The sequence below is a fragment of the Thalassotalea fusca genome, from assembly GCF_053485835.1.
The window spans coordinates 116,298-143,177 of sequence record NZ_JBQRUN010000009.1; the positions used below are offsets into that span (position 1 = coordinate 116,298).

The 26,880-nt window shown below is 41.0% G+C and carries 32 protein-coding genes; 14 read left to right on the forward strand and 18 right to left on the reverse strand.

Annotated features, from left to right (window positions below):
- Positions 1-63: 63 nt before the first annotated feature.
- The 3 genes from ACSLUK_RS12840 to ACSLUK_RS12850 all read left to right on the forward strand — a co-directional run bounded on the left by ACSLUK_RS12840 (position 64) and on the right by ACSLUK_RS12850 (position 1,634).
- Positions 64-543 carry an acyl-CoA thioesterase gene (locus tag ACSLUK_RS12840; RefSeq protein ID WP_448549062.1) on the forward strand — a complete coding sequence of 160 codons (480 nt, stop codon included), beginning with the start codon at positions 64-66 and terminating at the stop codon, positions 541-543.
- A 27-nt stretch (positions 544-570) separates the two neighbouring features.
- Positions 571-1,110: an RNA 2',3'-cyclic phosphodiesterase gene (gene thpR, locus ACSLUK_RS12845; RefSeq protein WP_448549063.1), complete on the forward strand. Its 540-nt coding sequence runs from the start codon at positions 571-573 to the stop codon at positions 1,108-1,110.
- Positions 1,111-1,226: 116 nt separating this feature from the next.
- Positions 1,227-1,634 (forward strand): hypothetical protein, encoded by a 408-nt coding sequence (locus tag ACSLUK_RS12850; RefSeq protein WP_448549064.1) that lies wholly within the window; start codon positions 1,227-1,229, stop codon positions 1,632-1,634.
- 71 nt (positions 1,635-1,705) lie between these two features.
- Here the strand turns inward: ACSLUK_RS12850 and pepB are convergent, their stop codons facing one another.
- On the reverse strand, positions 1,706-2,998 hold the full coding sequence (gene pepB / locus ACSLUK_RS12855) for an aminopeptidase PepB (RefSeq protein WP_448549065.1): 1,293 nt from the start codon (positions 2,996-2,998) through the stop codon (positions 1,706-1,708).
- A 195-nt stretch (positions 2,999-3,193) separates the two neighbouring features.
- On the opposite strand from pepB, the gene sfsA reads away from it, so the two are divergent.
- The 7 genes from sfsA (at position 3,194) to panC (ending at position 9,357) form a co-directional block, all read left to right on the forward strand.
- Complete coding sequence (sfsA, locus tag ACSLUK_RS12860; RefSeq protein WP_448549066.1) at positions 3,194-3,931, forward strand: DNA/RNA nuclease SfsA; 738 nt, start codon at positions 3,194-3,196, stop codon at positions 3,929-3,931.
- 277 nt (positions 3,932-4,208) lie between these two features.
- Positions 4,209-4,649 carry an RNA polymerase-binding protein DksA gene (dksA, locus tag ACSLUK_RS12865; RefSeq protein ID WP_448549067.1) on the forward strand — a complete coding sequence of 147 codons (441 nt, stop codon included), beginning with the start codon at positions 4,209-4,211 and terminating at the stop codon, positions 4,647-4,649.
- 11 nt (positions 4,650-4,660) lie between these two features.
- Positions 4,661-5,554, forward strand: coding sequence for a tRNA glutamyl-Q(34) synthetase GluQRS (gluQRS, locus tag ACSLUK_RS12870; protein WP_448549068.1), 894 nt, complete (start codon positions 4,661-4,663; stop codon positions 5,552-5,554).
- Between the two features lie 154 nt (positions 5,555-5,708).
- Positions 5,709-7,142: a polynucleotide adenylyltransferase PcnB gene (gene pcnB / locus ACSLUK_RS12875; RefSeq protein WP_448549069.1), complete on the forward strand. Its 1,434-nt coding sequence runs from the start codon at positions 5,709-5,711 to the stop codon at positions 7,140-7,142.
- A gap of 38 nt (positions 7,143-7,180) precedes the next feature.
- Positions 7,181-7,672 carry a 2-amino-4-hydroxy-6-hydroxymethyldihydropteridine diphosphokinase gene (gene folK, locus ACSLUK_RS12880; RefSeq protein WP_448549070.1) on the forward strand — a complete coding sequence of 164 codons (492 nt, stop codon included), beginning with the start codon at positions 7,181-7,183 and terminating at the stop codon, positions 7,670-7,672.
- 31 nt (positions 7,673-7,703) lie between these two features.
- Positions 7,704-8,498, forward strand: coding sequence for a 3-methyl-2-oxobutanoate hydroxymethyltransferase (gene panB / locus ACSLUK_RS12885; protein WP_448549071.1), 795 nt, complete (start codon positions 7,704-7,706; stop codon positions 8,496-8,498).
- A gap of 7 nt (positions 8,499-8,505) precedes the next feature.
- On the forward strand, positions 8,506-9,357 hold the full coding sequence (panC, locus tag ACSLUK_RS12890) for a pantoate--beta-alanine ligase (protein WP_448549072.1): 852 nt from the start codon (positions 8,506-8,508) through the stop codon (positions 9,355-9,357).
- Between the two features lie 258 nt (positions 9,358-9,615).
- Here panC and panP read toward each other — a convergent pair whose 3' ends face one another.
- The 4 genes from panP to ACSLUK_RS12910 form a co-directional block, all read right to left on the reverse strand.
- On the reverse strand, positions 9,616-11,256 hold the full coding sequence (gene panP / locus ACSLUK_RS12895; RefSeq protein WP_448549073.1) for a pyridoxal-dependent aspartate 1-decarboxylase PanP: 1,641 nt from the start codon (positions 11,254-11,256) through the stop codon (positions 9,616-9,618).
- Between the two features lie 420 nt (positions 11,257-11,676).
- Positions 11,677-12,366, reverse strand: coding sequence for a tRNA (guanine(46)-N(7))-methyltransferase TrmB (gene trmB, locus ACSLUK_RS12900; RefSeq protein WP_448549074.1), 690 nt, complete (start codon positions 12,364-12,366; stop codon positions 11,677-11,679).
- Positions 12,366-13,139 carry an ABC transporter permease gene (locus ACSLUK_RS12905; protein ID WP_448549075.1) on the reverse strand — a complete coding sequence of 258 codons (774 nt, stop codon included), beginning with the start codon at positions 13,137-13,139 and terminating at the stop codon, positions 12,366-12,368. The genes trmB and ACSLUK_RS12905 overlap by 1 nt, the downstream gene beginning before the upstream one ends.
- Position 13,140: 1 nt before the next feature.
- A complete protein-coding gene (locus ACSLUK_RS12910) occupies positions 13,141-14,088 on the reverse strand; it encodes an ABC transporter ATP-binding protein (protein WP_448549076.1) in 948 nt (315 codons plus the stop codon).
- Positions 14,089-14,266: 178 nt separating this feature from the next.
- Here ACSLUK_RS12910 and ACSLUK_RS12915 point away from each other — a divergent pair, with 178 nt between their 5' ends.
- Entirely contained in the window at positions 14,267-16,588 is a 2,322-nt protein-coding gene (locus ACSLUK_RS12915) for a S9 family peptidase (RefSeq protein ID WP_448549077.1), read from the forward strand.
- A 471-nt stretch (positions 16,589-17,059) separates the two neighbouring features.
- Here ACSLUK_RS12915 and efp read toward each other — a convergent pair whose 3' ends face one another.
- Complete coding sequence (gene efp / locus ACSLUK_RS12920; protein WP_448549078.1) at positions 17,060-17,629, reverse strand: elongation factor P; 570 nt, start codon at positions 17,627-17,629, stop codon at positions 17,060-17,062.
- A gap of 39 nt (positions 17,630-17,668) precedes the next feature.
- On the opposite strand from efp, the gene epmB reads away from it, so the two are divergent.
- On the forward strand, positions 17,669-18,682 hold the full coding sequence (gene epmB, locus ACSLUK_RS12925; protein WP_448549079.1) for an EF-P beta-lysylation protein EpmB: 1,014 nt from the start codon (positions 17,669-17,671) through the stop codon (positions 18,680-18,682).
- Between the two features lie 22 nt (positions 18,683-18,704).
- Here the strand turns inward: epmB and ACSLUK_RS12930 are convergent, their stop codons facing one another.
- Entirely contained in the window at positions 18,705-19,190 is a 486-nt protein-coding gene (locus ACSLUK_RS12930; protein WP_448549080.1) for a DUF3016 domain-containing protein, read from the reverse strand.
- A 285-nt stretch (positions 19,191-19,475) separates the two neighbouring features.
- Here ACSLUK_RS12930 and ACSLUK_RS12935 point away from each other — a divergent pair, with 285 nt between their 5' ends.
- Positions 19,476-19,799, forward strand: coding sequence for a hypothetical protein (locus ACSLUK_RS12935; protein WP_448549081.1), 324 nt, complete (start codon positions 19,476-19,478; stop codon positions 19,797-19,799).
- A gap of 107 nt (positions 19,800-19,906) precedes the next feature.
- On the opposite strand, the gene ACSLUK_RS12940 is transcribed toward ACSLUK_RS12935, so the two are convergent.
- The 11 genes from ACSLUK_RS12940 to ACSLUK_RS12990 form a co-directional block, all read right to left on the reverse strand.
- A complete protein-coding gene (locus ACSLUK_RS12940; RefSeq protein WP_448549082.1) occupies positions 19,907-20,404 on the reverse strand; it encodes a DUF3016 domain-containing protein in 498 nt (165 codons plus the stop codon).
- 131 nt (positions 20,405-20,535) lie between these two features.
- Positions 20,536-21,195: a DUF1801 domain-containing protein gene (locus ACSLUK_RS12945; RefSeq protein WP_448549083.1), complete on the reverse strand. Its 660-nt coding sequence runs from the start codon at positions 21,193-21,195 to the stop codon at positions 20,536-20,538.
- A 193-nt stretch (positions 21,196-21,388) separates the two neighbouring features.
- A complete protein-coding gene (locus ACSLUK_RS12950) occupies positions 21,389-21,616 on the reverse strand; it encodes a hypothetical protein (RefSeq protein ID WP_448549084.1) in 228 nt (75 codons plus the stop codon).
- A 57-nt stretch (positions 21,617-21,673) separates the two neighbouring features.
- Entirely contained in the window at positions 21,674-22,273 is a 600-nt protein-coding gene (locus tag ACSLUK_RS12955) for a class I SAM-dependent methyltransferase (protein WP_448549085.1), read from the reverse strand.
- Positions 22,274-22,471: 198 nt separating this feature from the next.
- The gene (locus tag ACSLUK_RS12960) at positions 22,472-22,849 is read right to left on the reverse strand and encodes a hypothetical protein (protein ID WP_448549086.1); all 378 of its coding nucleotides are present in this window, start codon (positions 22,847-22,849) and stop codon (positions 22,472-22,474) included.
- A 146-nt stretch (positions 22,850-22,995) separates the two neighbouring features.
- A complete protein-coding gene (locus ACSLUK_RS12965) occupies positions 22,996-23,172 on the reverse strand; it encodes a hypothetical protein (protein ID WP_448549087.1) in 177 nt (58 codons plus the stop codon).
- Positions 23,173-23,467: 295 nt separating this feature from the next.
- The gene (locus tag ACSLUK_RS12970; RefSeq protein ID WP_448549088.1) at positions 23,468-23,872 is read right to left on the reverse strand and encodes a GNAT family N-acetyltransferase; all 405 of its coding nucleotides are present in this window, start codon (positions 23,870-23,872) and stop codon (positions 23,468-23,470) included.
- Positions 23,873-23,922: 50 nt separating this feature from the next.
- Complete coding sequence (locus ACSLUK_RS12975) at positions 23,923-24,285, reverse strand: hypothetical protein (protein ID WP_448549089.1); 363 nt, start codon at positions 24,283-24,285, stop codon at positions 23,923-23,925.
- Between the two features lie 515 nt (positions 24,286-24,800).
- Positions 24,801-25,034 carry a CDGSH iron-sulfur domain-containing protein gene (locus tag ACSLUK_RS12980; RefSeq protein WP_448549090.1) on the reverse strand — a complete coding sequence of 78 codons (234 nt, stop codon included), beginning with the start codon at positions 25,032-25,034 and terminating at the stop codon, positions 24,801-24,803.
- Positions 25,035-25,170: 136 nt separating this feature from the next.
- Positions 25,171-25,422, reverse strand: a complete 252-nt coding sequence (locus ACSLUK_RS12985; protein ID WP_448549091.1) for a type II toxin-antitoxin system RelE family toxin — start codon at positions 25,420-25,422, stop codon at positions 25,171-25,173.
- Complete coding sequence (locus ACSLUK_RS12990; RefSeq protein WP_448549092.1) at positions 25,409-25,642, reverse strand: RH3 domain-containing protein; 234 nt, start codon at positions 25,640-25,642, stop codon at positions 25,409-25,411. Before ACSLUK_RS12990 ends, ACSLUK_RS12985 begins: the two co-directional genes overlap by 14 nt.
- Before the next feature lie 238 nt (positions 25,643-25,880).
- Here ACSLUK_RS12990 and ACSLUK_RS12995 point away from each other — a divergent pair.
- Positions 25,881-26,880: IS110 family RNA-guided transposase (locus ACSLUK_RS12995; RefSeq protein ID WP_448549093.1), on the forward strand; the 1,000-nt coding region annotated here is incomplete at its 3' end.

Here is a 26,880-nt window from a genome sequence, read left to right on the forward strand (position 1 = left end):
AATTCGCCAATGAGTAATTAATGTCTATAGTTATTAATAGGTTTCAATAAATTAGACCCAAATATGAAACAGAGCAATCAAGTCGAGTTTTGCTTTTTAGCGGAACCCACAGATGTTAATTTTGGCGGTAAAGTACACGGCGGCATGGTGATGAAATGGATCGATCAGGCGTCTTACGCCTGCGCCGCTCAGTGGAGTCGCCGTTATTGCGTCACAGTGTCTGCCAACGGTATTCGTTTTATCCGCCCAATTTTAGTCGGTCAAATGGTCACCATAACTGCTCGAATAATTCATACGGGAAAAAGTAGTATGCATATATATGTGGTCGTGCGTGCGGGCGATCCAAAAAATAACCGTACGGTAATCACTAATCGCTGCTTTATCACATTTATGGCAATTGATGAGTCAGGTTTTCCAATTACAGTCGACAGTTATCAACCAGAAACAGAAGAAGATAAAAAGCTGGAGCAGGTGGCAATTTCAGCGAAAGATTTTGCTAAAAAACTCGATTCCGACTTTGAAAGCAAGTTAGGATGGAAGTAATTAATCAGCTCACGTGTCACGATTTCTATGAATAAGCGCTTATTTTATGCCTTAGACATTCTTCCCTCGGATAAAAAACGCATAGAAGCTATACGACAACCGATCATTGAACATTTTCGTCCGGTTATGGCAGATAATTTTCACATCACACTATGTTTCATGGGAAATATTTCTAACCCTCACGCGCAAGCACTTAATAATATTGTCGATAATTGGTTTCACACTTATTCAACGTTATCGCGCGATGACAATATCGTCATCGCAAATTGCATTGGGCTATTTAAAAAACCACAAGTGTTATACCTCGGATTCACCCTATTCCCAGAAGTATTTCGTAAACTCGCCAACAACCTATCACAAGCGGCAAATGACTTGAAAATTCATCAGGAAAATCGCCCTTACTTTCCCCATTTAACAGTCGCTAGAAAGGCAAAATATATGCCTGAATACTCGCCCTTTTCATTAACAATCAACATTCATTCGCTCAGTTTATATGAATCGGTCAGTACGAAAAATGGCGTAAAATACACGCCACTGAAAACTTGGCGTATAAAATCAAACACTTGATTTTACTTAAAGAAATTCTTGAAAAATTATAAAAATCTGCTTACTTGGCAGCATGATTTAATCATGCTAATGCTAGCTTCCCCTTATTAAACAACCTAACAAAACGGTAAAATAGGATGAATTTAGCTGCGGAAGGAAAATACAAGATAACGCCCGACGGGCAAATACTCGTTGTGGACGCTCACGGGCCTTTTACTGACGATGTTACTGAACGATATCTTGAAGACATGTACGATGCTTGCAAAATATTGTCAGGAAGACCATGGGGGTTACTAGCTACATTTTATGGCAACAGTGTGTTTTCACCTGACGCTGAAGCCGCGCTCATTAAGATGACTAAATACCGTGTCGAACATGGCATGATAGCCAATGCCAGTGTCATCATCGACAGCAACCTTGCCGATATTCAGCAAATGCAACTAAAACGCATATACCACGCATGTGATGTTACCTTCCATGTATTTGCTGATATATATGCCGCAAAGTCTTGGTTAACCGATTACGTATCACAACGCACTAGATAGCTGAGCACCAATTTACACATTTCTCATGCCAAATAGTACGTTGTCATATTGACTATGATGGATACTGGTTACTATTTTGTCATCATGTCAGCAATCGTAGCAATACTAATACCTGTCGCGCCAGCTGCCCAATAACCGTTTGCCGTACCATTGTATGCACCAGCCAAGTCTAAGTGTACCCAGCCCTTGCCATCATCACGCACGAAACGCGATAAGAAGCCTGCTGCATTGCTCGCACCACCAGCACCACCGCCCTTTTGTGTGCGGCTATTTGCTGTATCAGCAAAGGCAGAAGGACATTTTTCCTGATGCCAAGATTCCAATGGCAATTGCCAGATAGGTTCATTGACTTTTGCCGCTGACTGTTTGGCAGATTCAGCAGCGTCTTGATCCAAAGCGAACAATGCAGTGTAGTCACCCCCCGTAGCAGAGACAGCCGCTCCCGTTAACGTCGCGGCATCAATGATTATCGGACTCTTAGTTTCACTGGCTGCCATTAAGCCATCTGCCAGAACTATGCGACCTTCGGCATCAGTGTTGGCCACTTCACAAGTAACACCATTCTTATAAGTTATGATGTCTCCTAGCTTGTATGCGTCACGGCTAACCATGTTTTCAGCACAGCATAAAAATAACTTCACGCGCTTGTTAAGACCTTGACGAATGGCCAACGCCAAAGCACCTGTAACCACTGCCGCGCCCCCCATATCCGCTTTCATATCAAACATACCTTCACTCGGTTTGATACTGTAGCCTCCACTGTCAAAGGTAATCCCTTTGCCGACAAGACTTACCGCGACAGGTGCACTTTCATCACCACCGGGGTTGTAATCAATTTCGACTAAACAAGGGGGATTAATACTGCCTTTACCTACGTTATAAATACCCATCCAGTTAGCTTCTACTAGGTCTTCACCGCTAATCACCTTTGACGTAACGTAAGCCGGTGCCTGCGCCTTAATATACTCAGATGCTTTTTCTGCAAGCGAGAGTGGGAATAACTGTGCTGGTGTTTGATTGGTTAAGTCACGACTCCACGCATACACGGCAAGTTTATCGTTTAATTCATTAATCGTTTGTTCTTCACCGGTAAATTCAACATTGGTAAGCTTATCCACACAAGTAAAGCCCAGCGCAAACGCCCATTGACTGTCTGTACACCACTGCTCGCCAATTAATCTTGCATGCGCTACGCCCATTTTTTCGATAGAACGCCCAGCTTTTTGTATTTGTCTCATACGGTGTGGGTGCTTTTCATCTACAACAATAAAAATATCACCTTTGATGATCTGAACTGAGTTTTTGGCTTGCCATGAAGTGTCAGTGGTTGCTGACGACAAAATAATATTGGCTACTTGAGTCATTGGAATTCCTTAACATTGAGAAATTATTCGCTTCATTTATTAATTGTTACAATATCGTGCAATTCAAGGGCATAGCTCACATTAAATACCAAATAGAAAGATTAAAGATCAGTTAGAACAAACATTCACGACACGCTATCATGCCTCACTATTGCTCACTACAGCTCAAACGAATCAAATAAACGCCAAACGCTTATGCCTATTACACTGCAATTACAATCTGCCACCTTACTTAAACGCTATAAACGCTTTCTTGCCGATGTTACCTTCGAGAATGGAGAAACGTCTACGATTCACTGCGCTAATACCGGTGCCATGACAGGCTGTGCTGCCTCACAATCAACAATCTGGTACAGCACATCCAGTAATACTAAGCGTAAATATCCTCACAGCTGGGAGTTCACACAAACCTCTGACAACCATCTGATTTGCATCAACACCATCAGGGCCAACCAGCTCGCAGAACAGGCTATATTAGATGACAAAATAAAAGAGCTAAAAAATGTTCAACAACTCAAACGCGAAGTTAAATACGGCAACGAAAACAGCAAAGTAGATTTTTGGCTTGTAGACGAAAACGCCAACGAAACCTATGTTGAAGTGAAAAGCGTTACATTGTTAGAAAATCAACAAGGTTACTTCCCAGATACCGTAACAACGCGCGGACAAAAACATTTACGCGAACTCATGGAAATTGCGCAACAAGGTAAACGCGCAGTCTTACTATTTGCAGTTTTACATACAGGCATTAATAGCGTTAGCGCAGCCGCACACCTCGATCCAACGTATAGCGAACTTCTGATTCAAGCAGCAAAGGCTGGTGTAGAAGTCATTGCCTATAAAATGGCATGTACCGATATTAGAACTGAACAAGCTGGAAAAATAAGCGAAATCGCACTAAATTCGAAAATTGATGTCATAATTAATGGTTAAGCTGCTTTTGCCGACGAAAAGAATTGACTACAGCCCTAAAAACTTGCTAAAAGAGCTAGCTTGCGCTAGTTACTAAATCATTGTGGCTAGGGTCATTGTTGTATTTGGAGAGTTAGCATTTGCAATTTTTTTTGGTTAACTCCTTGAAATTGAGAATAGACAACACAATATAGTCTGAAATTCAGATCTATTAATAATTGGCAATTGCAACCAGTAGGTGCTGAGCAACAAATAAAAGTTCGCACGTGATGGTCTATGTAGCATTAGGAGAATAAGCATGCCAAACAAAAAAGCATTAGGTATTTTGGCATTAGCCGGCGTTGAGCCATACCAAGAAAAGCCTAACGAAGAATATATGAACGCCGAGCAATTAAAGCACTTCAAGAAAATTCTTGAAGCTTGGCGTGCTCAACTTCGCGAAGAAGTAGATCGCACCGTAATGCATATGCAAGATGAAGCTGCGAATTTCCCTGATCCTGTTGATCGCGCTGCTCAAGAAGAAGAGTTCAGCCTTGAATTGCGTACGCGTGACCGTGAACGTAAACTCATCAAAAAGATTGAGAAAACACTACAACTAATCGAAGAAGATGATTTTGGCTTCTGTAAAACATGTGGTATTGAAATTGGCATCCGTCGATTAGAAGCAAGACCGACAGCCGATCTTTGTATCGAATGTAAGACCTTAGCAGAGATCAAAGAACGTCAAATGGCAGGTTAATTGCCTAACAGATGTTAACGTCATCAATAAAGCGACCCGAATCCTATCGTGGTCGCTTTGCTCCCTCTCCCTCTGGAGAACTTCATTTTGGTTCACTTATTGCTGCTCTAGCTAGCTTTCTTGATGCACGGCATCACCAAGGTAAGTGGCTTATCCGCATCGAAGACATCGATCCCCCACGAGAACAGCCCGGCGCTGATAAAAGCATTCTTACAACACTTGAAGCTCACGGTTTGTACTGGGATGAAGACGTCCTATACCAAAGTAAGCAATCTGACTACTACTGGTCGGTAATCGAACAGTTATTCGATGAAAAAACAGCATATTACTGCCAGTGCACACGTGCGCAAATCAAGGCAATAGGTGGTATATACCAAGGGCATTGCAGAACACTTGAACGTCCTAAAGAGCACAGTGCCATTCGGGTTATAAACCCCTACCAATACGCACAATATCAAGATATTTTCCAAAGTAACGTTAGCTGTGATGCAAAATTAGCTGGCGAAGATTTTATTATTTTGCGCCGAGATGGCTTGTTTGCCTATCAATTGGCCGTGGTACTAGATGACATATTTCAACAAATCACACATGTTATTCGCGGTTGTGATCTACTTGAACCCACCGCTAGACAGCTTAGCTTTTACAAAATTCTCCATAAGCCTGCACCACAATTCGGGCACGTCCCTTTAGCGGTAACCGATGAAGGTTATAAACTAAGCAAGCAAAACAAGGCGCCAGCCATTTCCATCAATAACCCACAACCCTCGTTGATACACGCACTGGCATTTTTAGGTCAACAGCCAGAAAAAGCGCTAATAGACGCTACGGTGGATGAAATAATTCAATGGGCAATTAACCATTGGCAACGCGAAAACGTCCCCAAACAACTAGAAATCACACTTTAACCAGTGAAATTGTCGTTTTTTCATTCTCTTTTTTGTCACTCTGTTATATGATCGCGCGGCAGAAAATCTATTCAAAACGACACAATCATGAATGCGTCGCTTTGCAGAGTAAAAAATTATCTAATGCCGACTATACTCGGCGAATATAGCGTTATTGAGGTTTATTATTATTAATCGTGTTATCAATTTGTGCAAAAAGGTACTCGCCAAAGGCACAAAATCCGTTGCTAAAGTCGACTTTGCATCACCAAAAATTCTTACGCGGGAGCAGCACCCAATCTCTCGCAAGCAACTATCAGCTAACGCGCTGAAAGTCATGTACCGACTAAATAATAATGGATACGAGGCTTACTTAGTTGGCGGCGGTGTACGTGACATTTTGCTGGGATTGCAACCGAAAGATTTTGATATTGCAACAAATGCTACACCTGAACAAATTAAATCGCTCTTTAGAAATTGCCGATTAATTGGTCGTCGATTTCGTTTAGCGCACATTGTTTTTGGTAGAGAAATTATCGAAGTGGCAACATTTCGAGGTCATCATGACAATGAAGATGAAAAGGCTAAATGCCAAAAAGTGTCTAAGCAAAGTGAACACGGCATGCTACTTCGCGATAACATATACGGCACGATTGAAGAAGACGCAGAACGACGCGACTTTACTATAAACGCGCTCTATTACTCAGTTTCTGATTTTAAGGTGTATGACTTTGCCAATGGTGTAAAGGATATCGAGGATCGCACGATACAACTCATTGGTGATCCTGAAACGCGCTATCGCGAAGATCCAGTGCGTATGTTACGCGCCATTCGATTCGCGACTAAGCTCGACATGACAATCGCGAAGGCCACAGAGCAACCAATTTTAGAATTGGCACCATTGCTTAACAATATTCCTCCAGCAAGAATGTTTGAAGAGTTCAACAAAATGTTTTTGTCGGGCAAAGCAAGCGAGAACTTCGCCCAGCTTAGGCACTACCAATTATTCGAGCACTTTTTCCCGATTGTTGAGCGCACGCTTAACGATCAATCAGAGCCCTATTTGCCAGCTTTAATCGCTAAAGCATTGTTCAACACAGACGATCGCATCAACCGTGACAAACGCGTAACACCGGCCTTTTTATTTGCGGTGATGCTATGGTATCCACTACAAACATTAGCTAAGCGACTTCGTGAAGATGGCCAACTGACACCACAAGACGCATTTTTTGCTGCTTACAGTGAAATCATGTCAGAGCAACAACAAAGCATCGCGATTCCGAAACGTTTCCAAGCCGTTATTAAAGACATTTGGATGCTACAAGACAAATTGTCAAAGCGCGAAGGCAAACGTGCATTCAAAACATTAGAACATCCTAAGTTTCGCGCGGGTTATGACTTCTTATTGCTATTGGCAGAAGTTGAACATGAGAATGAGCGCAGTAAACTTACCGAACTGGCGAAATGGTGGACAGATTTTCAATCAAGTAACTTTGAAACACAGCAATTGATGATCAAAAGCGTTGGTAAGTCTGGGGCACCACGACGAACTACTCGCAAGAGACGCCGCACACGTACAAGCGCATCAAAAGATACGAGTACCAATTAGGGTATTGCCAGAACAATCATACAAACTGAGGCTAAATCATGCAGATAGCTTTTGTCGGCTTAGGAAGTAACCTAGGAGATCCCGAACAGCAAATAAGACAAGCGTTGATTGCGTTAGAAAGTATCCCTAGAACGCAACTGATCGCTTCATCGTCTTTGTATTTCAGCCGTCCAATGGGACCACAAGACCAACCAGATTATATGAATGCAGTGGTTAAGTTGGCTACTGAATTATCGCCAATTGAACTTTTAGATGCACTTCAAGCGATAGAGTTAGCGGGCGGACGAGTGCGTAAAGAAGAAAGATGGGGTGCTCGAACACTCGACTTGGACATTCTGTTGTTCGGTGACCAAGTGATTAACAGCGAAAGGCTCATCGTTCCTCATTACGGCATGAAAGAGCGTGAATTTGTTCTGCTGCCACTTGCTGAAATTGCCCCCGATCTAATATTGCCCGATCAAAGCGAGATCAAATCACTTGCTAACAATATCCCAACAAATGGACTAAAAATTCATAGTAAATTACGTTAGAATTGTTCCGTCTTAATATTTGGAAATACACATGGCGAAAATTACAACCGCTACCCTACGCAAAATGAAAACGCAGGGTGAAAAGATTTCAACAATCACTGCTTACGATGCCAGCTTTGCAAAACTCTTCGATCAGGCAGGTATTCACGCTATTTTAATCGGTGATTCACTAGGCATGGTATTACAAGGGCAAGATGATACGCTACCTGTAGATATCGAACACATGGCTTATCACACACAATGTGTGAAACGTGGCGTTGAAAATACCTTAATCATCAGTGATATGCCATTTATGACCTACGCGACGAAAGAACAAGCCTATGCCAATGCAACCAAGCTAATGCAGGCAGGTGCGAGCATGGTCAAAATGGAAGGTGGTGCGTGGTTAGTAGACACGATTAAAGGTTTGGTAGAACGTGGTATCCCAGTGTGTGCACATTTAGGGTTAACACCGCAGTCGGTCAACGTATTTGGTGGATTCAAAGTTCAAGGCCGCGATCAGGCACAAGCCGAGCAAATGATAGAACACGCGAAAGCGGTTGAAGCGGCTGGTGCACAATTGCTGGTACTTGAATGTATTCCTAGTGAACTAGGTAAAGCGATCAGCGACGCTATTGATATTCCAACGATTGGCATTGGTGCAGGTAAAGATACTGACGGCCAAATCTTGGTTATGCACGATGCATTAGGTATATCGTGCAGCTATATGCCTAAATTCTCTCGTAACTTTTTGGTCGATACTGGCGATATTAAAAAAGCTATCGAACTATACATTAGTGAAGTTTCAGCGGGTAACTTCCCTGGCCCAGAGCATATTTTTAAGTAATCTGACGATGAAAACAGTAAGTAATATTTCCGATTTACGTGACGTTATTTCACAATGGCGTCGTGAAGGTCATAAAATTGCGTTTGTACCTACGATGGGTAACCTTCACGCGGGACACATTTCATTAATTACAGAGGCGCACAAGCACGCTGACAAGGTCGTAGCGAGCATATTCGTAAACCCTATGCAGTTTGGTGCCAACGAAGACATCGATAGTTACCCGCGTACGATGGAAGCCGATCAAGAAAAGTTACGCGCTGAAGGTACAGACTTACTTTTCACACCGACGCCAGAAATTATCTACCCTAAAGGGTTAGACAAGCAAAGCTATGTTGAAGTACCAAACGTATCCGAAGGCTATTGTGGCGAGAGTCGCCCGGGGCATTTTCGTGGCGTAGCAACCGTCGTGTGTAAGTTGTTTAACCTTGTGCAGCCTGACGTTGCCTGTTTTGGCCTGAAAGATTATCAGCAGGTACAGGTTATTCAAACGATGGTAGAAGATTTATCGATGCCAATCGAGATTGTTCCAGTAGCAACGGTCAGAGAAAAATCAGGTTTAGCATTGAGTTCTCGTAATGGCTACTTAACTGAAGAAGAGTTAAAGATTGCGCCTGCACTGGCACAGAATATTCAATGGTTAGCCGAAGCGATACAAGATAACACCGATTTCATCGGTCTTGCTAAGCAAGCGGCGACGTATATCGACAATGCCGGACTAAAGACAGACTATATCCACATTTGTCACGCGCGCACGCTTCAACCAGCAAGCGAAGATGACACCGAATTAGTTATTCTAGCCGCAGCGCATTGTGGAAAAGCCCGTTTAATCGATAATCTACAGGTAACTCGAAACACATAGATAAGCTCAGGACATTCGGATAGAGCCGACCGTTCGCGCAGAGCGCGCAGCAGTCGAAGTGTGAGCGCTCGCATTGGGTGTCCTTCGATACGTCGTATCTCCTACTCGGGATGAACGGAGAAATGGATACGTCGTACCTCCTACTCAGCCCCTTCGTCAAGCTCAGGACATTCGGATTAGGCTAACGATTCGCCATTATCTCCCCATAAAAAAAACCAGCATTTATTGCTGGTTTCTTATTAATTATTAAAGCGCGTGCTATTGCGCAGAAAGCTGATGAAGCATTGGTAAAAAGGTTTCACTTTCTTGTGCCAATTCAACTTGCTCTTCCAGAATATCCTGCAAAATTGCCTTCGACGTTAATGGGTTTGCCAACACAACTCTAAAGACCAAAATTTTCTGGTTGTTATAACGTTTAACTTCAATACGCGTACGCGAAACAAACGACTTACCGTTTTCACGTTGACGTTTTTGAACAAATTTGGTCAATTTATCAAGGTATTCGTTTGCTTCAAGCATTTGTTCGTCTGAGCAACGGTTCAAATACGCTTGTACATTTTGAGGGTTATAGCGATACGTCAATAAGCACAGTTCAGGTGCGGTCACTAACTCAAAGTCAGCGTGTGCGCTAATTAATTCGGCAAAATATTTCGCTTTTTCGATACTTTGATTGATCAGCAATTCATAACCCGGTCGACTAATAATATTCAGGCTTGAATAAACCAGCATCGCCATGCCTGGTCGCGAGCCTTCTAACGTATGGCTCCCTAAATCTTTTGAGCCCTTACGAAGTATATATTCTGCGTGATGTTCGATTGCGGCTACCGATGCAGGATTCTTAAACACGACGAGTCCAGCGCCCATAGGTACATACATTTGTTTGTGCGCATCAATAGTGACCGAGTCAGCTAACTCCACCCCTTTTAATAACGAACGATAACGCGATGACAAAAGCGTTGCCCCACCCCAAGCAGCATCCACGTGAAAATGTGTTTGATACTTACGCGCAATTTCTGCCATTTCTTCTAAGGGGTCAACATTACCCGTTTCCGTAGTGCCTGCTACGCCAACAATACTCAATATGCGGATATTTTTGCGTGTTAGCTCATCACACTTGTCCCGTAAAGCATCAAGGTCAATCTTATTATTCTCATCCGTAGGGATGGCAATCACGCTGTCCTGTCCTATACCCAAAACATCCGCAGATTTCTTCAGTGAATAATGACCGCGTGACGATACCAAGATTGCTAAGCCATCGTACTGATAATGTTTAAGCGCTTTAAACAAGCCTTCACGGGCTACACCCTTAAAATTACCATCAGCCTTTAGGAGATTATTACGCGCGACCCACAGTGCCGTTAAGTTGGCCACAGTACCGCCAGAGCAAAACGCGCCTAACGAGTGATTGGCGCTATGCATCCATGATTGATAAAAATCGTCACTATTGCGATAAACAAGGCGATGCATCATCCCCAATACTTGGCGTTCCAACGGCGTAAAAGCTTTGGACGTTTCAATTTTTACCAAGTTCTGGTTCAGTCCCACCATTAATTTAGACAATGGAAGAATGAAGTAAGGAAGTGCTGATGTCATATGCCCAATAAAGCTCGGGCTTGAGGTGTGTACTGATTGTGCCACTAACTTATCAAGCAGGTGACGCATATGATCAGAAACAAAAGTAGGTTGTTCAGGTATCTGCGAATCAGCGAAATCTTTTTCAATTTCACTTAGCAATTGTTCCTTGGCAACGATATGCTCGTTCAAAAAGCCCGCAAGGTTTTGCGAGATTTCTTGTTCTATTTTGCCAATCGTTGAACTAGGCGCTTCTGGTATGGTAAAGATGCGAATTAACGACTCTTCCGTCGCCGTTGCCTGAACCACATTTTTCGATGCCGTCATACTCTTTCACTATATTGCACTCGGTTCTTCAGATTTAACTAGAACACAAGCCAAAAGATAACTCAAATAAGAGCGGCACTTTAATAAAAAATGCAGCAAAAGTCTCGCTTTTTTGCGTTATTTCGCTGCTTATGACATTAATGTTGCTAAATACACCAAACCTAATTCAACGATTGCTAAGCTACTTAATGCCATCATCATTACATTTTTTTTGATATTGTCAGTCATGTTCTGTTCTCCTCATTAACTTTACACGAACATTACAACCTTTGTGCCAACCCAAACAAAACAAGTAAAAACAATAACTTAACAATATACACAATATTTAAATGGGAAAAAGTGATTAGTCATATTCACCACAATAAAGTAAATATGACTAATAATTAACAAAGAATAATTAGAGATAAAAAGCAATTGATTTTAGCGCTGGAAACTAAGCTGCCAACAAGTTTGCCCGCTCGCTTTATATTTGGCTTCAAACGGTGTTAAAGGCGCACTGCCTTCTACTTCAGTAATGCTGCCATGCAAGCCCGTTAATTGTGCCGCAAACTGAAATTCTTCCAAGTATAAGCGCCAATTGCTGCGCAATATGATTGCTTGTCCCACTTGTATGATTTCAGGAAATACCGCACTACCGTGCCAGCGTCGACGAATATGTTTAGACTTAGGCCAAGGGTTCGGATACAAAATATAGTGCTTAGCTACCTGCCACTGATGTTGAACCACCAAACGATAAAAATCATTCAAATCAGCTCTCACCAGCACATAATTTTCAACCGGCTTACCATCTTCAGCAGCAACCTCTTCTACATTGCGATTAATGCGGTGTGCTGACTTATCTACACCAATAACAAGCGCATCTGGGTGCTGCTTAGCAATTAAGCGAGTACTCTGTCCAACACCACAGCACGAGTCTAAGATTATCGGGCCATTATGCGCATTAACTTTAGCGTTCACCTCTTCAAATGCCGCAACAGTATGCTCCTGATACGGCTTTTGTGAAGGGTGTGCCAAGTGTTTGTTTACGATGCTTTCGAGATTGTCATGTATACCAGTTTGATTGGTTACAATCGCTTTAGAATCCCCTTGCGGTGTATCAGCTGTTACCATTAGCTTCTTAACCCTATGCCTTTGGTGATAAGTGTCATCGCAATAGCAAATAAGGCAACAATGAATACCCCAAGCACGCCAAACGCGATAGTTAAATCAACATCCGTTATTCCCAAAAAGCCATAGCGAAATGCATTAACCATGTAAACAATCGGGTTGGCTTGCGACACCCCTTGCCAAAATTCAGGTAGCAAGCTGATTGAATAAAAAACACCACCTAAATACGTTAATGGCGTCAATACAAAGGTTGGGATAATTGAAATATCATCGAATGAGCCAGCAAAAATAGCATTAATCAATCCACCTAGCGCAAACGTGGCCGAGGTCAAACTTACCGTCGCAATAATCACCCAAATGTTGTGTATCTGAATATCGACAAAAAATAATGCAACAAACGTTACAATTAATCCCACCAGAATACCTCGTGCCATACCACCGCCAACATAACCAGCTACGATGACCCAGTTAGGTACTGGCGCTACCAACATTTCTTCGACATTGCGTTGCCATTTCGCGCTAAAAAACGATGAGGCAACGTTTGAATATGAATTGGTAATAACGCTCATCATGATCAGGCCAGGTACAATAAACGACATATAATCGAACCCGCCCATTTCACCAATGCGTGATCCAATTAATGAACCAAAAATCACAAAATACAAACTGATTGTAATTGCTGGTGGTACCAAGGTTTGCACCCAAATGCGCATAAACCGATGCACCTCTTTGTGCATGATGCTTTTCAAAGCCACCAAATTACGAGTTGACGACATGTTATTTGGCTCCCTGTTGTTGACTTGCGGATTCTGTTTGTCCAGAGCCAACAAGACTCACAAACAACTCTTCTAAGCGATTACTTTTGTTACGCATACTTAATACGTCTATACCTTGATCAGTTAATTGCGCAAACACTTGATTAATGCTCTGCGATTTTCTCACGTCGACTTCAAAAGTGTGATCATCTACTACTCGATATTGAAAACCATCCAGTTTTGGCGTGATATCCGTTTGTCGGCAATCCAATACAAATGTTTCTAAGTCTAACTTAGCCAGTAACGATTTCATGTCGGTGTCTTCAACTATGACACCTGAATCAATAATCGCAATATTGCGGCACAGCATTTCTGCTTCTTCCAGATAATGCGTGGTTAAGATAATCGTAATACCTTGCTGGTTTAACTCTCTGAGAAATTCCCACATTGAACGACGCAGTTCAATGTCTACGCCAGCAGTTGGCTCATCTAGGATTAAGATTTTGGGCTCATGCATCAAGGCTCTGGCGATCATTAATCGACGCTTCATTCCACCCGACAACATTCTAGCCGCAGTGTCTTTTTTGTCCCATAAGTCGAGTTTTTTGAGGTATTTTTCAGCACGTTCATGTGCTAACTTTCGCTCAACACCATAGTATCCGGCTTGATTCACCAATATTTTGGTGAGTGATTCAAATTGGTTAAAGTTGAATTCTTGTGGAACCAAACCAATATGACTTTTTGCGGCTTCTAATTCTGTGTCAATGTCGTGCCCAAACACAGAAACTTTGCCTTTGGTTTTGTTAACCAATGAAGTAATAATACCAATCGTTGTTGATTTTCCGGCACCATTTGGCCCAAGCAATGCGAAAAAATCCCCTTTTTTTACCTTAAGATCGATTCCTCGTAGCGCTTGCAAGCCACCTTTATAGATTTTTTCTAACCCAGTAATTTCGAGTGCATACTGCATATTAAGATCCTAAAACAACATGTTCAGATAAAATAAGGGCAAATCAGTAGATTTCAACCACACTTTTTCATCATTGTTCAAAATTATTTGCGATATTAAGTAGTAAAACTCCGACCGCTAATGTTGCCTTTGAATTGTATACAATTTAAAGTATCTGAGCTATTTCAGGGGAATACATATGAATAACACTAAACTGTCAACATGGTTTGCGCTCGCTTCAATATCGCTGGCAATTGCAGGCTGTCAAACTACCACTATGTCGGCATCAACGCCGGCAAAAGAAGCACAATCATCCACTCAATCACTAACACTTGAGCGAATTTATAAAGATCATGAGTTCAGCTCTGATTACATTGGCCGTATTCGCTGGTTAGAAGATGGTTCAGGCTATACAGCTGTTGAATCTTCTGCCGCTAAAAAACAAAACGATGAAGGCAAGGAAGTCAGCATAGGCAAAGATATCGTTTTGTATAATCCAGAAACCTTAGCTCGCGAAGTGCTTATTTCTGCCAGTCAGCTTACGCCAGAAGGCGCAGAAGCACCACTTAAGATTAATAATTACATCTGGTCGGCAGACCGTTCTAAGTTACTCATCTACACCAACAGTAAGCGGGTATGGCGTTCAAATAGTCGAGGTGACTATTGGGTACTTGATATAGCTAAAAATACACTCAAGCAGCTTGGGGGTAAGAATGCCGAACCTAGCGCATTGATGTTTGCGAAATTCTCACCAAACGGCGAAAACGTTGCTTATGTCACAGGTAACGAAATTTTTGTCGAATCGCTAACAACAGGCAACATTAAACAACTCACTAATGATGCACAAGACGGTCGTATAAACGGTTTATTCGACTGGGTTTACGAAGAAGAGTTTACCATTCGAGATGGCTTTCGTTGGAGCCCTGATGGTCAAAAGATTGCCTATTGGCAGTTAGATACCAGCGGTAGTAAAGACTTCATCATGATCAACAATACCGATGAACTTTACCCTACCATTACCAAATTCCCTTACCCAAAAGTTGGTGAAACTAATGCCTTGGCTAAAATAGGTATTGTTGACGTATCAAGCACCAAAACTGTGTGGGCAAATTTACCGAACAATTCTCGCAACATGTACATTCCGCGCATGAACTGGTCAGGCAACAGCGAGCAAGTGTTAATTCAGCATGTTAACCGCAAGCAAGATACTAATCACTTGTATCTAACCAATGCCTCTAACGGTAACTTTACAAAAATCATGACCGAAGAAGAGGAACATTTCCTCGACTTTTACGACGATGCAAGATGGTTAGATAACGGCAATAGCTTTATTTGGACGAGTGAACGTTCGGGTTGGCGTCATCTTTACCGAATCTCGCGTGATGGCAAAGAAGTCCTTAACCTAACTAACGGAGACTTTGACGTAGTCAGCATTCAGGCAATCGATGAAGACAATGGCTGGCTTTACTTTATTGCGTCGCCTGACAACGTCGCCCAGCGTTACCTTTACAGAAGTAAACTTGATGCCTCTGTGGTTAATCAGCGGGTTACGCCTAAAGCGTTTGCCGGTTCAAATAGCTACCAAATGTCTGACAACGGTGAGTGGGCGATTCATACACACTCCACGTTTGAACAACCTGCACAAAAACGCCTGATTAAAGTAGATGGCCATCAAGAAAAACACTTAATGATGGACAATCAAAAGCTTATTAATCAATTGAGCAAGCTAAATCGACCAAGCACTGAGTTTTTCCAAGTTAAAGCACAAGACGGAGTTGTATTAGATGGTTACTTAATGAAGCCAGCAAACTTCGATAAAACTAAGAAATACCCCATCATTTTTTACGTTTACGGCGAACCATGGGGACAAACAGTTCAAGACAGATGGCGTGGCAGTTCTTACCTTTGGGATCAAATGATGACCGAGCAAGGCTTCATCATTGCTTCAATCGATAACCGAGGCACTAGAGCCCCGAAAGGCAGAGATTGGCGTAAGTCTATTTATGGTGAAGTTGGCGTAAAATCATCACGAGATCAATCAGATGCATTAAAAGAAATGGCAAAACGCTGGTCGTTTATCGACACTGATCGTGTTGGCATTTGGGGTCACTCAGGTGGCGGCTCGATGACACTCAACATGCTATTCCGCTACCCAGAGCAATACCATGTTGGTATTTCACTAGCGCCAGTGCCAGATCAGCGCTTATACGATACCATTTATCAGGAACGCTATTCAGGCTTGTTGCCAGACTATGAAGAAGGATACAAACAGGGTTCGCCTATTACACACGCGAAGAACTTACAAGGTAAGTTGTTACTCGTTCATGGTACAGGCGACGACAATGTACATTACCAAGGTGCAGAGCGTTTGATTAACGAACTGGTTAAACACAATCGTCAGTTTGATTTTATGTCGTACCCTAACCGTAGTCATGGCATTTATGAAGGGCCGGGCACTACACTTCATTTGAAAACGATGATGGCAGATTATTTTATTGAGCATCTAAAAAACAAAAAGTAACTTTGTTGAATCAGTAGATTGAATATTCAGGGGACGTAACAGTCCCCTTTTTTGTTTTTCAGCGATTCCACCCTTCGATACGTAATTCCTCCTACTCTGGGCGAACGGAATATTTTGAACGTTCGGCCACAACACTTAAGGCTATCACTTACGCAAGACTGAATATTTTAGCGTTCGCACTGAGCGCGAAGCAGTCGAAGTGTAAATGCCCCTTCGATACGTCGTTCCTCCTACTCTGGGCGAACGGAGTATTTTGAACGTTCGGCTACAACACTTAAGGCTATCACTTACTCAAGGGTGAATATTTTAGCGTTCGCACTGAGCGCGAAGCAGTCGAAGTGTGAGCGCGTCTATCGCCAAGCCAAAGATGTGCGATAAAATCGGATATGATAGCGACGTTCCGCGCATAAAAAAGCCTGCAAATATGCAGGCTTTCAGAAATCAGTATCGATTTATATTGCTATAAGTAAACTACTTACCCGCACGTGACACGTATTCACCTGAACGCGTATCTACTTTTACAATTTCACCAATCTGTACGAATAATGGTACACGTACAACAGCGCCGGTACTTAATGTTGCTGGCTTACCGCCAGTGCCTGCGGTATCACCTTTAAGGCCTGGATCAGTTTCAACTACTTCTAATTCAACGAAGTTTGGCGGTGTTACTGAAATCGGAGAACCATTCCAGAAAGTAATAATACAAACGTCTTCTTCTTTTAACCATTTAACTGCATCGCCTACTGCTTTTTCGTCAGCTGCAACTTGCTCAAAGGTTTCATTATTCATAAAATGCCAGAATTCACCGTCAGAATATAAATAACCTAACTCAGAATCCATGACATCTGCGCCTTCACATGAATCGCCAGAGCGGAATGTTTTTTCTAAAACTTTACCTGAGATTAGCTTGCGAATTTTAACACGGTTGAACGCTTGGCCTTTACCTGGTTTTACGTATTCATTTTCTAATACGTTACAAGGTTCGCCATCGATCATTAACTTAAGACCAGCTTTAAATTGGTTAGTACTGAAATTAGCCATAATTAATTATGCTCTTTATTTATACAGAGATTGTCAGAAATGCCGCAAATAATAACCCAAATTCATGATCAATTGCACACTTCTTGGCAAAAAGAGTTAGCAAACGTTGTAACAAATCCTGAAGAACTCCTTCAGTTAGTCGATATTTGTCCTGAAAAATACCGCCAACATTTTGATGCGCGAAAACTTTTCCCTGTACGCGTTCCTCGCCCGTTTATCACTCGTATGAAAAAAGGTGACATTAACGACCCACTGCTAAAGCAAGTTATGCCCCACAGTGACGAATTCATTGATACACCTGGTTATTTCACTGACCCACTTGAAGAACACGATACGGTGGCCGAAGGGCTTTTGCACAAGTATCGTCATCGTGTATTAATGATTGTGAAATCAGGATGTGCAGTTAATTGTCGCTACTGTTTCCGCAGGCACTTTCCCTATGCAGACAACAGTCCAAATAAGGCGCGTTGGCAATCAGCTTTGGATTACATCACCAACAACGAAGATATTAATGAAGTGATATTCAGCGGTGGCGATCCACTAATGGCCAGCGACGAACACCTGACTTGGCTGGTTAACCAACTCGAAAAAATCCCTCATGTGACGCGACTTAGAATCCATAGCCGCCTACCTGTTGTTATCCCGCAGCGCATCACTATGGCTTTAACCGAATTGCTCAAAAATAGCCGATTAAAGTCTGTCGTGGTGTTTCACATAAACCATGTTAATGAAATTGACGACAACTTTGTTGCTGCCTTAGAGCCTTTACGAAGAGCGAGAATCCCGCTACTAAACCAATCCGTATTACTTAAAGGGGTTAATAACTGCCCCAACGTATTAGCCCAGTTGAGTGAAAAACTCTTTGACAACGGTATTCAACCTTACTATCTGCATTTGTGTGACGCAGTGCAACGTGCTGCACACTTTGATATTCCGGAATCGGAAGCGATTGCCACCGTAAAAGAAATGATGGCGATTCTACCGGGATTTTTGATGCCCAAAGCGGTGCGTGAGATCGGCGGAGAGGCCAACAAGACACCGTTGGCACTGTAATCAAGATATTGGCTATGTTTGCTTATTCAAATGCCGCAAATACTTTAGAGTAAAACCATGCATCGAATATATACTTTTCATAACCTAAAAACGCTTTTTGGTATTTTGAATTACGATGAGATAAATAATTGTTATTACGAATATTTTCATTCCCATTCAACACCACATTTCCGCTTTCATCGATAACTTGATAATTAAACTCTAATCGAGGAAACGCAGCTGATGTCATCTGTCTAATCCCTGCGGGGTGACCAGCTAAATCCACATCAACAAACTCAACAACAAGCTTGGTTCCGTCAGGCATCTTTTTGCCAAGCTTCTTAATATGCTTCTCAAATGTTTTAAATACTCGTGCTTCAAATCGGCTTTGAGACTCACTTCCTGTTGTTCGAATATCTTTAAAAGTTTCAGGTGCAACCCAACTAACATCAACATCAGCATGCGCTTTTGGTGCGCTTACGAGTAATCCAACAGCCATTACTGACGTAAGAAAAATTGTTTTATTCATAAAAACTCCTTTTAGTAGAAACAATTGATTAAAAAATAATTATACATAGCCAGTTCAATGCAAAATTGAACGCCACACTTCATTTTGTAAAACATATGTTAACTATTAAATTTATTCAAGCGAACAGGAATGAATTCTGTAACAGTTTGTGTCGATTGAAATGACTCGAATGGAGTTTTTGTGTGTCAACTGAAAGCTACGACACAGTAGTCGCTAATCAATCACTAACAATTGAATCGTGACTTTGGCATAATACGCGTTTTTAAACTTTCGGAACATGGCACAATGAGCACCAACATCAATCAACAGTTAATTGATAACATTTCACTGATATTGAAAAAATCGCTAGTAGCCGATGCTACGTTGGCCGATCTTCGTGAGAAAAAGCAAGCGGGCTTTAAGGCAATATTTACTCCTGACGCTGGTTTTAAAGCCAACGCCAATACCTTCCAACCCTACGTGGAAGAAATTGCCGACGACTTATTGGTTTGGCAACAAAATCACAATGAATCATTGTTAATTAGCTTGGTAAAGCGCATAGAACAGTTATTTATGGTACTTGCCCAATTTGAGCAGAGTTACCAAGGCGAAGTTATCAATAAAAAGTAATTTTTCGCCGTTCGATAATATCAGCAGCAGTGGGTGAAAATTCCAGACTTCACAAAAAAAGCTAACTTCCAAGAAGTTAGCTTTTTTAACTGCTGATATAGATATAACTACGATTGCTTTTCATAGAATGTGTCATTGAACCAGTCATCTAACATTTTCTTCTCGTAACCAAATCTGTCATTACGATACTTTAACCTATTGTGGTGTAAGAAGTTCATATCTTTTAAATCGACATCGCCTTGTGAAATAACTTCTCCATTAGCAGACTCCAATTTGTAGCCAAATTTAATGCGTGGGAAGAATATATCTTTCACAACACGTATCTGACGACTCCCGCTATAATTCACGTCTCCCGCAAGGTCAACATCTGTTACATTTACTTTTAACATTTGGCCTTCAGGCAATTTTGCCGCCAACTCAACAATGTGTGCTTCGAGATTTTTCATCACACTATCTTCGAAACGCTTTTTACTTTCAGTTGCGGGTCTAATATCTCGATATTTTTCAGGAGATGTCCAGGTAACTTCTGACGTACCAGCCATTGCATTTGGCAATAGGATAAACATCGACAGCATCGCAACAATCGTTTTACTAAACTTTTTCATGTTATCTTCCTCTTTAATTACCTCTGTTATATTAGACCGCATTTATTCCATTTTTAGTGTAATTATTTGTTAACTTGTTACAAAAAATTGTCTCCACCCAAAAAAACATTGCATGTTACCCAAAAAAGAAGCTATACCTCGTGACTTTCAGTCGTAAACTTATGCGAACCGTCGCAATTTGGCATCTTCTTTGACAAGCCACAAATGCAATCGTTCAAGCCTTTACCTGCCATAATTCTACCTGAACACTTATTAATTCGTGCCAAACGTGTCTTTGACTGTTTGGCTTGCGTAAAGTGTAATAAATAGCCTTTTTGTCGACCTTTAGTAAGCTGATTGAACGCTACCTCAAGCGCTACGTTTTTAGCAAAAGTAGTTTTCAATTCTTCAGGTAGTGCTATGTTTTGCTTTTCAACTACAGGCAATTTCAACCCAAGTCGCTCAATTTGAATTGCTTCTTCTATATAAGATTGAATAGTTAAAGCATGACGTTCGATTTCGTCTACGCTGCTGAATCGCAATTGGCGCTGCGATTGTACGTTGTCAGTTTGCTTTACGAGTATGCGTTGTTGATCTTTCAGCAATATTCCTTTGTGGAATAAAATAGCACAGTAGCCTTTAAACTCATGAATAAGCGCTACGTTTTTGTTATTAAGGGTGTAACACGGGTGCATCCATTTGAAATCTTCAAGCAATTCGCTCGCCTGAAGAATTTGACGCAGCAACTTAATTTCCTCAGACCAAGTGGTTAAGTTTCTAATGTAGTCGCAAACTTTCGGATTGTTTTTCATGATGACTCCCTGCCCAGAATATTCCTTCAAAGCGCATTGTAAAATATACGCTCTGCAATAAGATGCACAGGTCACGATAAAAAATCAACCACTTTAATTTAGCTGATTGGAATGCATTTTTCCGAGCTAAGCGTTCGCAGTACATCAGGAAGAGATTCGCTACGACATCAAATGAAAAACAACAATAGTGTTATTAGAAATGGTCAAAAATATCAATAAGCAGGGGAATGAGCTGATTGCCAAGTTCAAGTTCTTTTTGCGCTTGTCTGTACTCTTCCTGTGCAATGTCTTTTTGACCAATTGACTCCAAATAAGCAGCGGCTTTGTAATGATTGTCAACCCTATTTTTTATGTCTACCGTTGACGCACAACTTGTTGTCAGTAGTAGCATGGCAATACAGGCGATGTATTGATGTTTCATTGGATACTTCCAAAGGTTTCTATCGAATATTCCATTAATATGTTGGCAAGATTAAGATCATAGCTTTTCGGCAATGATATGTGCGTGCATGTCAGACGATTGCTCATACTCAATATGACGTACAATACACCCTAACTCAATGAGTAGCGCTATATAGCCGTTCGTCCCCAATGTTGAGTAATATACTTCAGGCCCCATCGCGGTGTTTTGATGTTCATCAGCCTTATCAAGACCACCGTATGAGAAAATCAAGATACCTTGAGGTTTTAGGCTCCTCACAATGCGTGACATCACGTGTCGCTGTTCATTAAGCGGTATATGCCAAATACTGTCCCAGGCAGTGATGAAATCATACTGTTCAACCGCTTCTAGGTAACAGATATCCTGACAATGAAATGGCACATTAGGATGGCGTTGTTTAGCTAAACGTATCATCTTTGCAGATACGTCAATGCCAACAGGGCTAAACTTTTCCTCAATCAACAAATCAATAAACCGACCAGTACAACCACAGCCTATATCAAGTGCATTACCGCGATTTTTCGCAAAAGTAATTGCTCGCTTATGTTGAGCAATACCATTGTTGCGATCAAAATTGTCGCGTTGCCACAAATGTGTAATTTGATCGTACGCCAAACCTGTCAGTTTAGGATCCATATGTGCCCATTAAGTATTACTAAAGTCCTTCAGTTACCTTGAACAATAACGGCAAACAAAAGCGTAATGATTCGATTATATCTTGCAGAAAGCAGGCATCAATGCCAAATTTGTTGATAAAGTGTAAGCAACGGGCTCCAGTATTGATAGAGCACACAATCCCCAATAAACAGCGTTAATGCTCATATGTGTTGTGTCTTATTTTTTGCTCATAGTTGCAATTGAATCAAAGTCGTTTAAATCCACTTCAACTGCCCTCGCTCTGAAAAAATTAATGATTCTTTTAGGGTAAAGAATATAACCTCGATATAAGCACGTTTTAGTACGTAACAAATTAAAAGTTAGAATTGCTACATAACCTAGATAAAAAAATGGAATGGAAGCCATAAAGCTATGAGCTAATACCGTAATGCCTAAAAAATACAAAAAGATGCCAATAATTAAAGCAAAAGACATATGTTTCTTATATTCGGGATATTCATGAAACTTAAAGTAATCGAGGCGATTCATATACCAGTTTCCAGTTTTAGAACCTGATTCATTTAAGTACTTACTATCTCTGAATTGCTTATTCATAGATTACCTATATTTGCGTGAGCCAGAATTTTCGGATCCGGTGTTACCCACAAAAAACTCACCTAATTCTGCCTATTTTTGCTCATATTTCATTAGACTCAAATACCCCAAGCCAGCTATTACGATTCCCATCTATGCATCGCTTGTTATTCACGCTTGCTTCTATTTTTTGTTTTGCTTTTTTTATTCCTATTACGTTTGGCCAACTTCTCTAAAGGCGTTTCTTTGCCGCGAAAAAACTGAATTAAATTGAAAGCGGCAAAGCCCTCAACAAAGTGCCCTAAAATTACTATTATCACCAAAATAACACCAACGACTTCCATCTGACATCACTCCTTATTTACGAAATCAGTTTTAACACCTTTCAAGTGGTTAATTAAGTAAATTGTGAGGATTAAATGCGCTAGTGCATGAAAATACCCTCCCGTGTATAGGAAGATGGAAATAACAACGGTGCTTTCTATTGCTATAAATTTTTGAAATGTATTCATCGAATTCTCGAAAAGCATCACGCCTCTTGGAGGCGAGTAAATGTTGGCTAAAATGTTATGCGAGCGGAACCGAGCCAACTGTTAACAGCCCGTCTCTAATGCGCTTGTTATAAGCCATTATGATAAACTATAAAATAACCTCCATTTTAAAGTAGGATACATCTGCTTTGTAAAAACGCTCCCCATACGGCTGCATACCAAAACGCTGATAGAAACTTAGCGCTGATTCTCTAGCATCACACCAAAAAACTCTTGCATCAGTGCTTTTAAGCGAGTGAAGAATAAACGTTAACATTTTAGAGCCTATTCCTTTGCTTTGAAAATCAACTTTAGTAGCAAATTTACGCAAGCGAGCTTTATCTGACGCCAAATATACCGAAGCAACACAAACAAGTTCATCATTAATGAAAGCACCAAAATGCAATGCATCATGGTCACCTTCTACATGGCAATATTCAGGCGGTTTAGTTGGCCAAAGCACACTGTGACGAAGCGGGATTGTTTGCTCCCAAGAAATAGTACGAATTTCCATGTGATTTTTCAGCTCCCCTCAGGCATATCAACGCTACGCTTATCGTCTTGCTATATTTTTTTTGCAGTAATTTGAATTTTATAAACTTCAACATTCTCAGCACCAACTTCGATGGTTCCTGCTTCGTTAAGCTTAACCATTAACTTAGGTTCTTGATATTTGTTGTAAGTTCCGTTTTCATATTTATGCATGACTGATGTTAAGGTTACAATGTTATCTTTTAGTGTTGGAGTAACGTCAAATTTAATAATTTTATCTGCCTTAACTGTATACATTTTACCTTCTTGTGCTTTCACAACCTGAGATTTTACCAACTGGTTGTTTAAATAAAGGTTGAGATTCAATTCCAAATTTTCAGCGGCTGAAGATGCGAATGCTGTTAATGATAAAATTAACATTCCTAATTTTTTCATTTCATTGTCCTTAATGGTCAGTTTGCACCACTCGGTGCGATTGAAAATTGGTGTTATCCAATAATAAGTGAGTCATTGACTGTCAGGCGAACTGCTCAGCAAATAGTATAACAGCTTTGGTGAATCTAATTAATTGGCTCGTTATGCAGCTACACCTGCTTTCGAATAGGCACGATATTAGTCCAGAATGAAAATAGAAATACAATTGTATAAATAACAAGCATTAGCCTTTGAGATAACAAATTTAAAATGAAGTCCAAGGTTAAGAATAGTGAGACTGGCTTCCCTTGAAAAAAGTCGAATGTAACTTCCATACACAATATAAAAAGTAAAATGGGGCTAGTGAGCTTAAAGGTATTTTTAATAGAAATAAGCAAGGCTTTTGGAAACTAATACATTTCAAAAAATTCACTGTAAGAATCTCCATAGTGGCATAATGCCTGAAATAGTTTGCTAAGATGTGGAGCGGAACCGAGCAAACAGTTGCGAGTCTAACTTTAAAACCTTTGTTATGGTTATTTATGACTGCCGTCACACATTGGTTGTGATGCAGTTAGTTTACAGCCACAAAAAAACACTTTTTTAGACTCTGTAGCGGTAAATCTTACTGGCGAAAATTCAGAACCTTTATGAGAACCATCACAAAAAGGCTGTTTCTCGCTTTTGCCGCAAGAGCACCAATAGTAATCTTTACCTTCTTCAACTTCTACTGCAAAAGGAGAATCGGAAGCTCGTATTGGTTTAGTCATAATAGTTCACCATAATTTGATACAATCATAGCGCTTCAATAGCGTATGAGCTAGTTTGGCAATTTTATTGCGCTGTTTGCAACTAAAAATGAGAAACTATGGCGAATCATGATTCATTCTCTTGTTAGTTACTCTTCTACACACTAGATCTGTGCGCTATTTTAACAACACTGACCACAAGCAAGTTATCTCTAATATCGTATATTATTCGATAAAGACCTTGCCTTACTCGATAGCTATCCTTTCCAGATAGCTTGACACAGCCTTCACCTCTAGGGTTTTCGGCTAACGAATCTATTTTATGAAGGACCTTTTTAATATCGCTTTTAGGAATAGTCCGTAAATCTTTAGTTATCGACTTCTTGAAAGTAACCTTATATTTTGCCATGTGATTTTAAATCATTTAGCAAATCTTCATATGAAATCTCAGGTTCGTTTTCTCGCTCTGAAACAGCAGCTAAATCTTCTTGATCTTCTCGCATCAATAGACGAACTGCTTCGTCAATTATTTCCGAAATTGAAAGATGAGTTGAAGCGGCTCTAATTTTAAGTGCTTGATGTATTTCTGGTTCAAAATACACGGTTGAACGTTTGGATAAATTACTCATAATTTTGCTCCACCTAAATAATGAATAACACTATAGCACCATAACATCATGACATCACCAAGCTCGAGGGGCAACTAACGCTTTAATAATAGGCAGAAAATTATAGGCTACACTGCCACCCTGCGCCAAGCCTATGATTTTACGTCCTTATTGATTGACTTGATACTCATTGAGCCTCCTCCCTGAAGCTAGCCATTGACTAAGCTTCAAGGTAAGCAAACCAATAGGAGAAAGCTCAATGAATTTCTACAATAACATGCATCCGTATTACTGTGGTATCGATTTACATGCCAGACTACTTTATGTCTGTATTATTGATGATACAGGCGTCATCCTCGTACACCAAAAGATTAAAGATAACCCCGATACTTTACTGCAGCTGTTAAATCCTTACCTCGGCAATATTGTTGTCGGCGTTGAATGTATGCATTGCTGGTATTGGGTCTGTGACTTTTGTCAGCAGCACAACATTGATTTTATTCTCGGTCATGCGCTCTATATGAAAGCTATACATGGAGGCAAGGCAAAAAACGATAAAATTGATTCCTATAAAATCGCTAAACTTATCCGCGGTGGCAACTTTCCTTTAGCCTACGTTTACGACAAAGAAATGCGCGCTACACGCGACTTGCTAAGGCGACGAACCAAAATCGTTCGCCATGGTGCCGACTTAAAGGCTCATGTTGCTAATACCGCAAGTCAATACAATCTCCCTGCTCACAATGTTAATTTAAAAAATGTCTGTGACAGAGAAAAAATGCGCCATTACTTCCCTGATCCTGTGGTCCAACGCTCGATTAATTTAGATATGGCGCTGCTCGACTATTACCAAAAAGAACTCAAGCCCCTTGAGCATTATATTGAAAAAATGGCAAAGCAGCATAACCCCGTTCATTTACGTATTCTACAAACGGTTAATGGTATTGGTCGTATTCTCGCATTAACGATTATCTATGAAATTGGTCATATCGACCGCTTTCCTTCTGTACAAAAGTTTGCGTCATACGCACGCCTTGTGAAGTGCAAGGCCGAATCTGCTGGCAAAACCTACGGTACTCAAGGAAATAAAATCGGCAACGCCCATCTCAAATGGGCATTCTCTGAAGCCGCTGTTCTCCTGTTGCGGCATAATTCAAATGCCAACCAATATATTGAAAAATTACAAAAGCGAATGAGTAAAGCAAAAGCACTCTCTGCACTTGCGCATAAGCTCGGGCGCTGCGTTTATTTTATGTTGA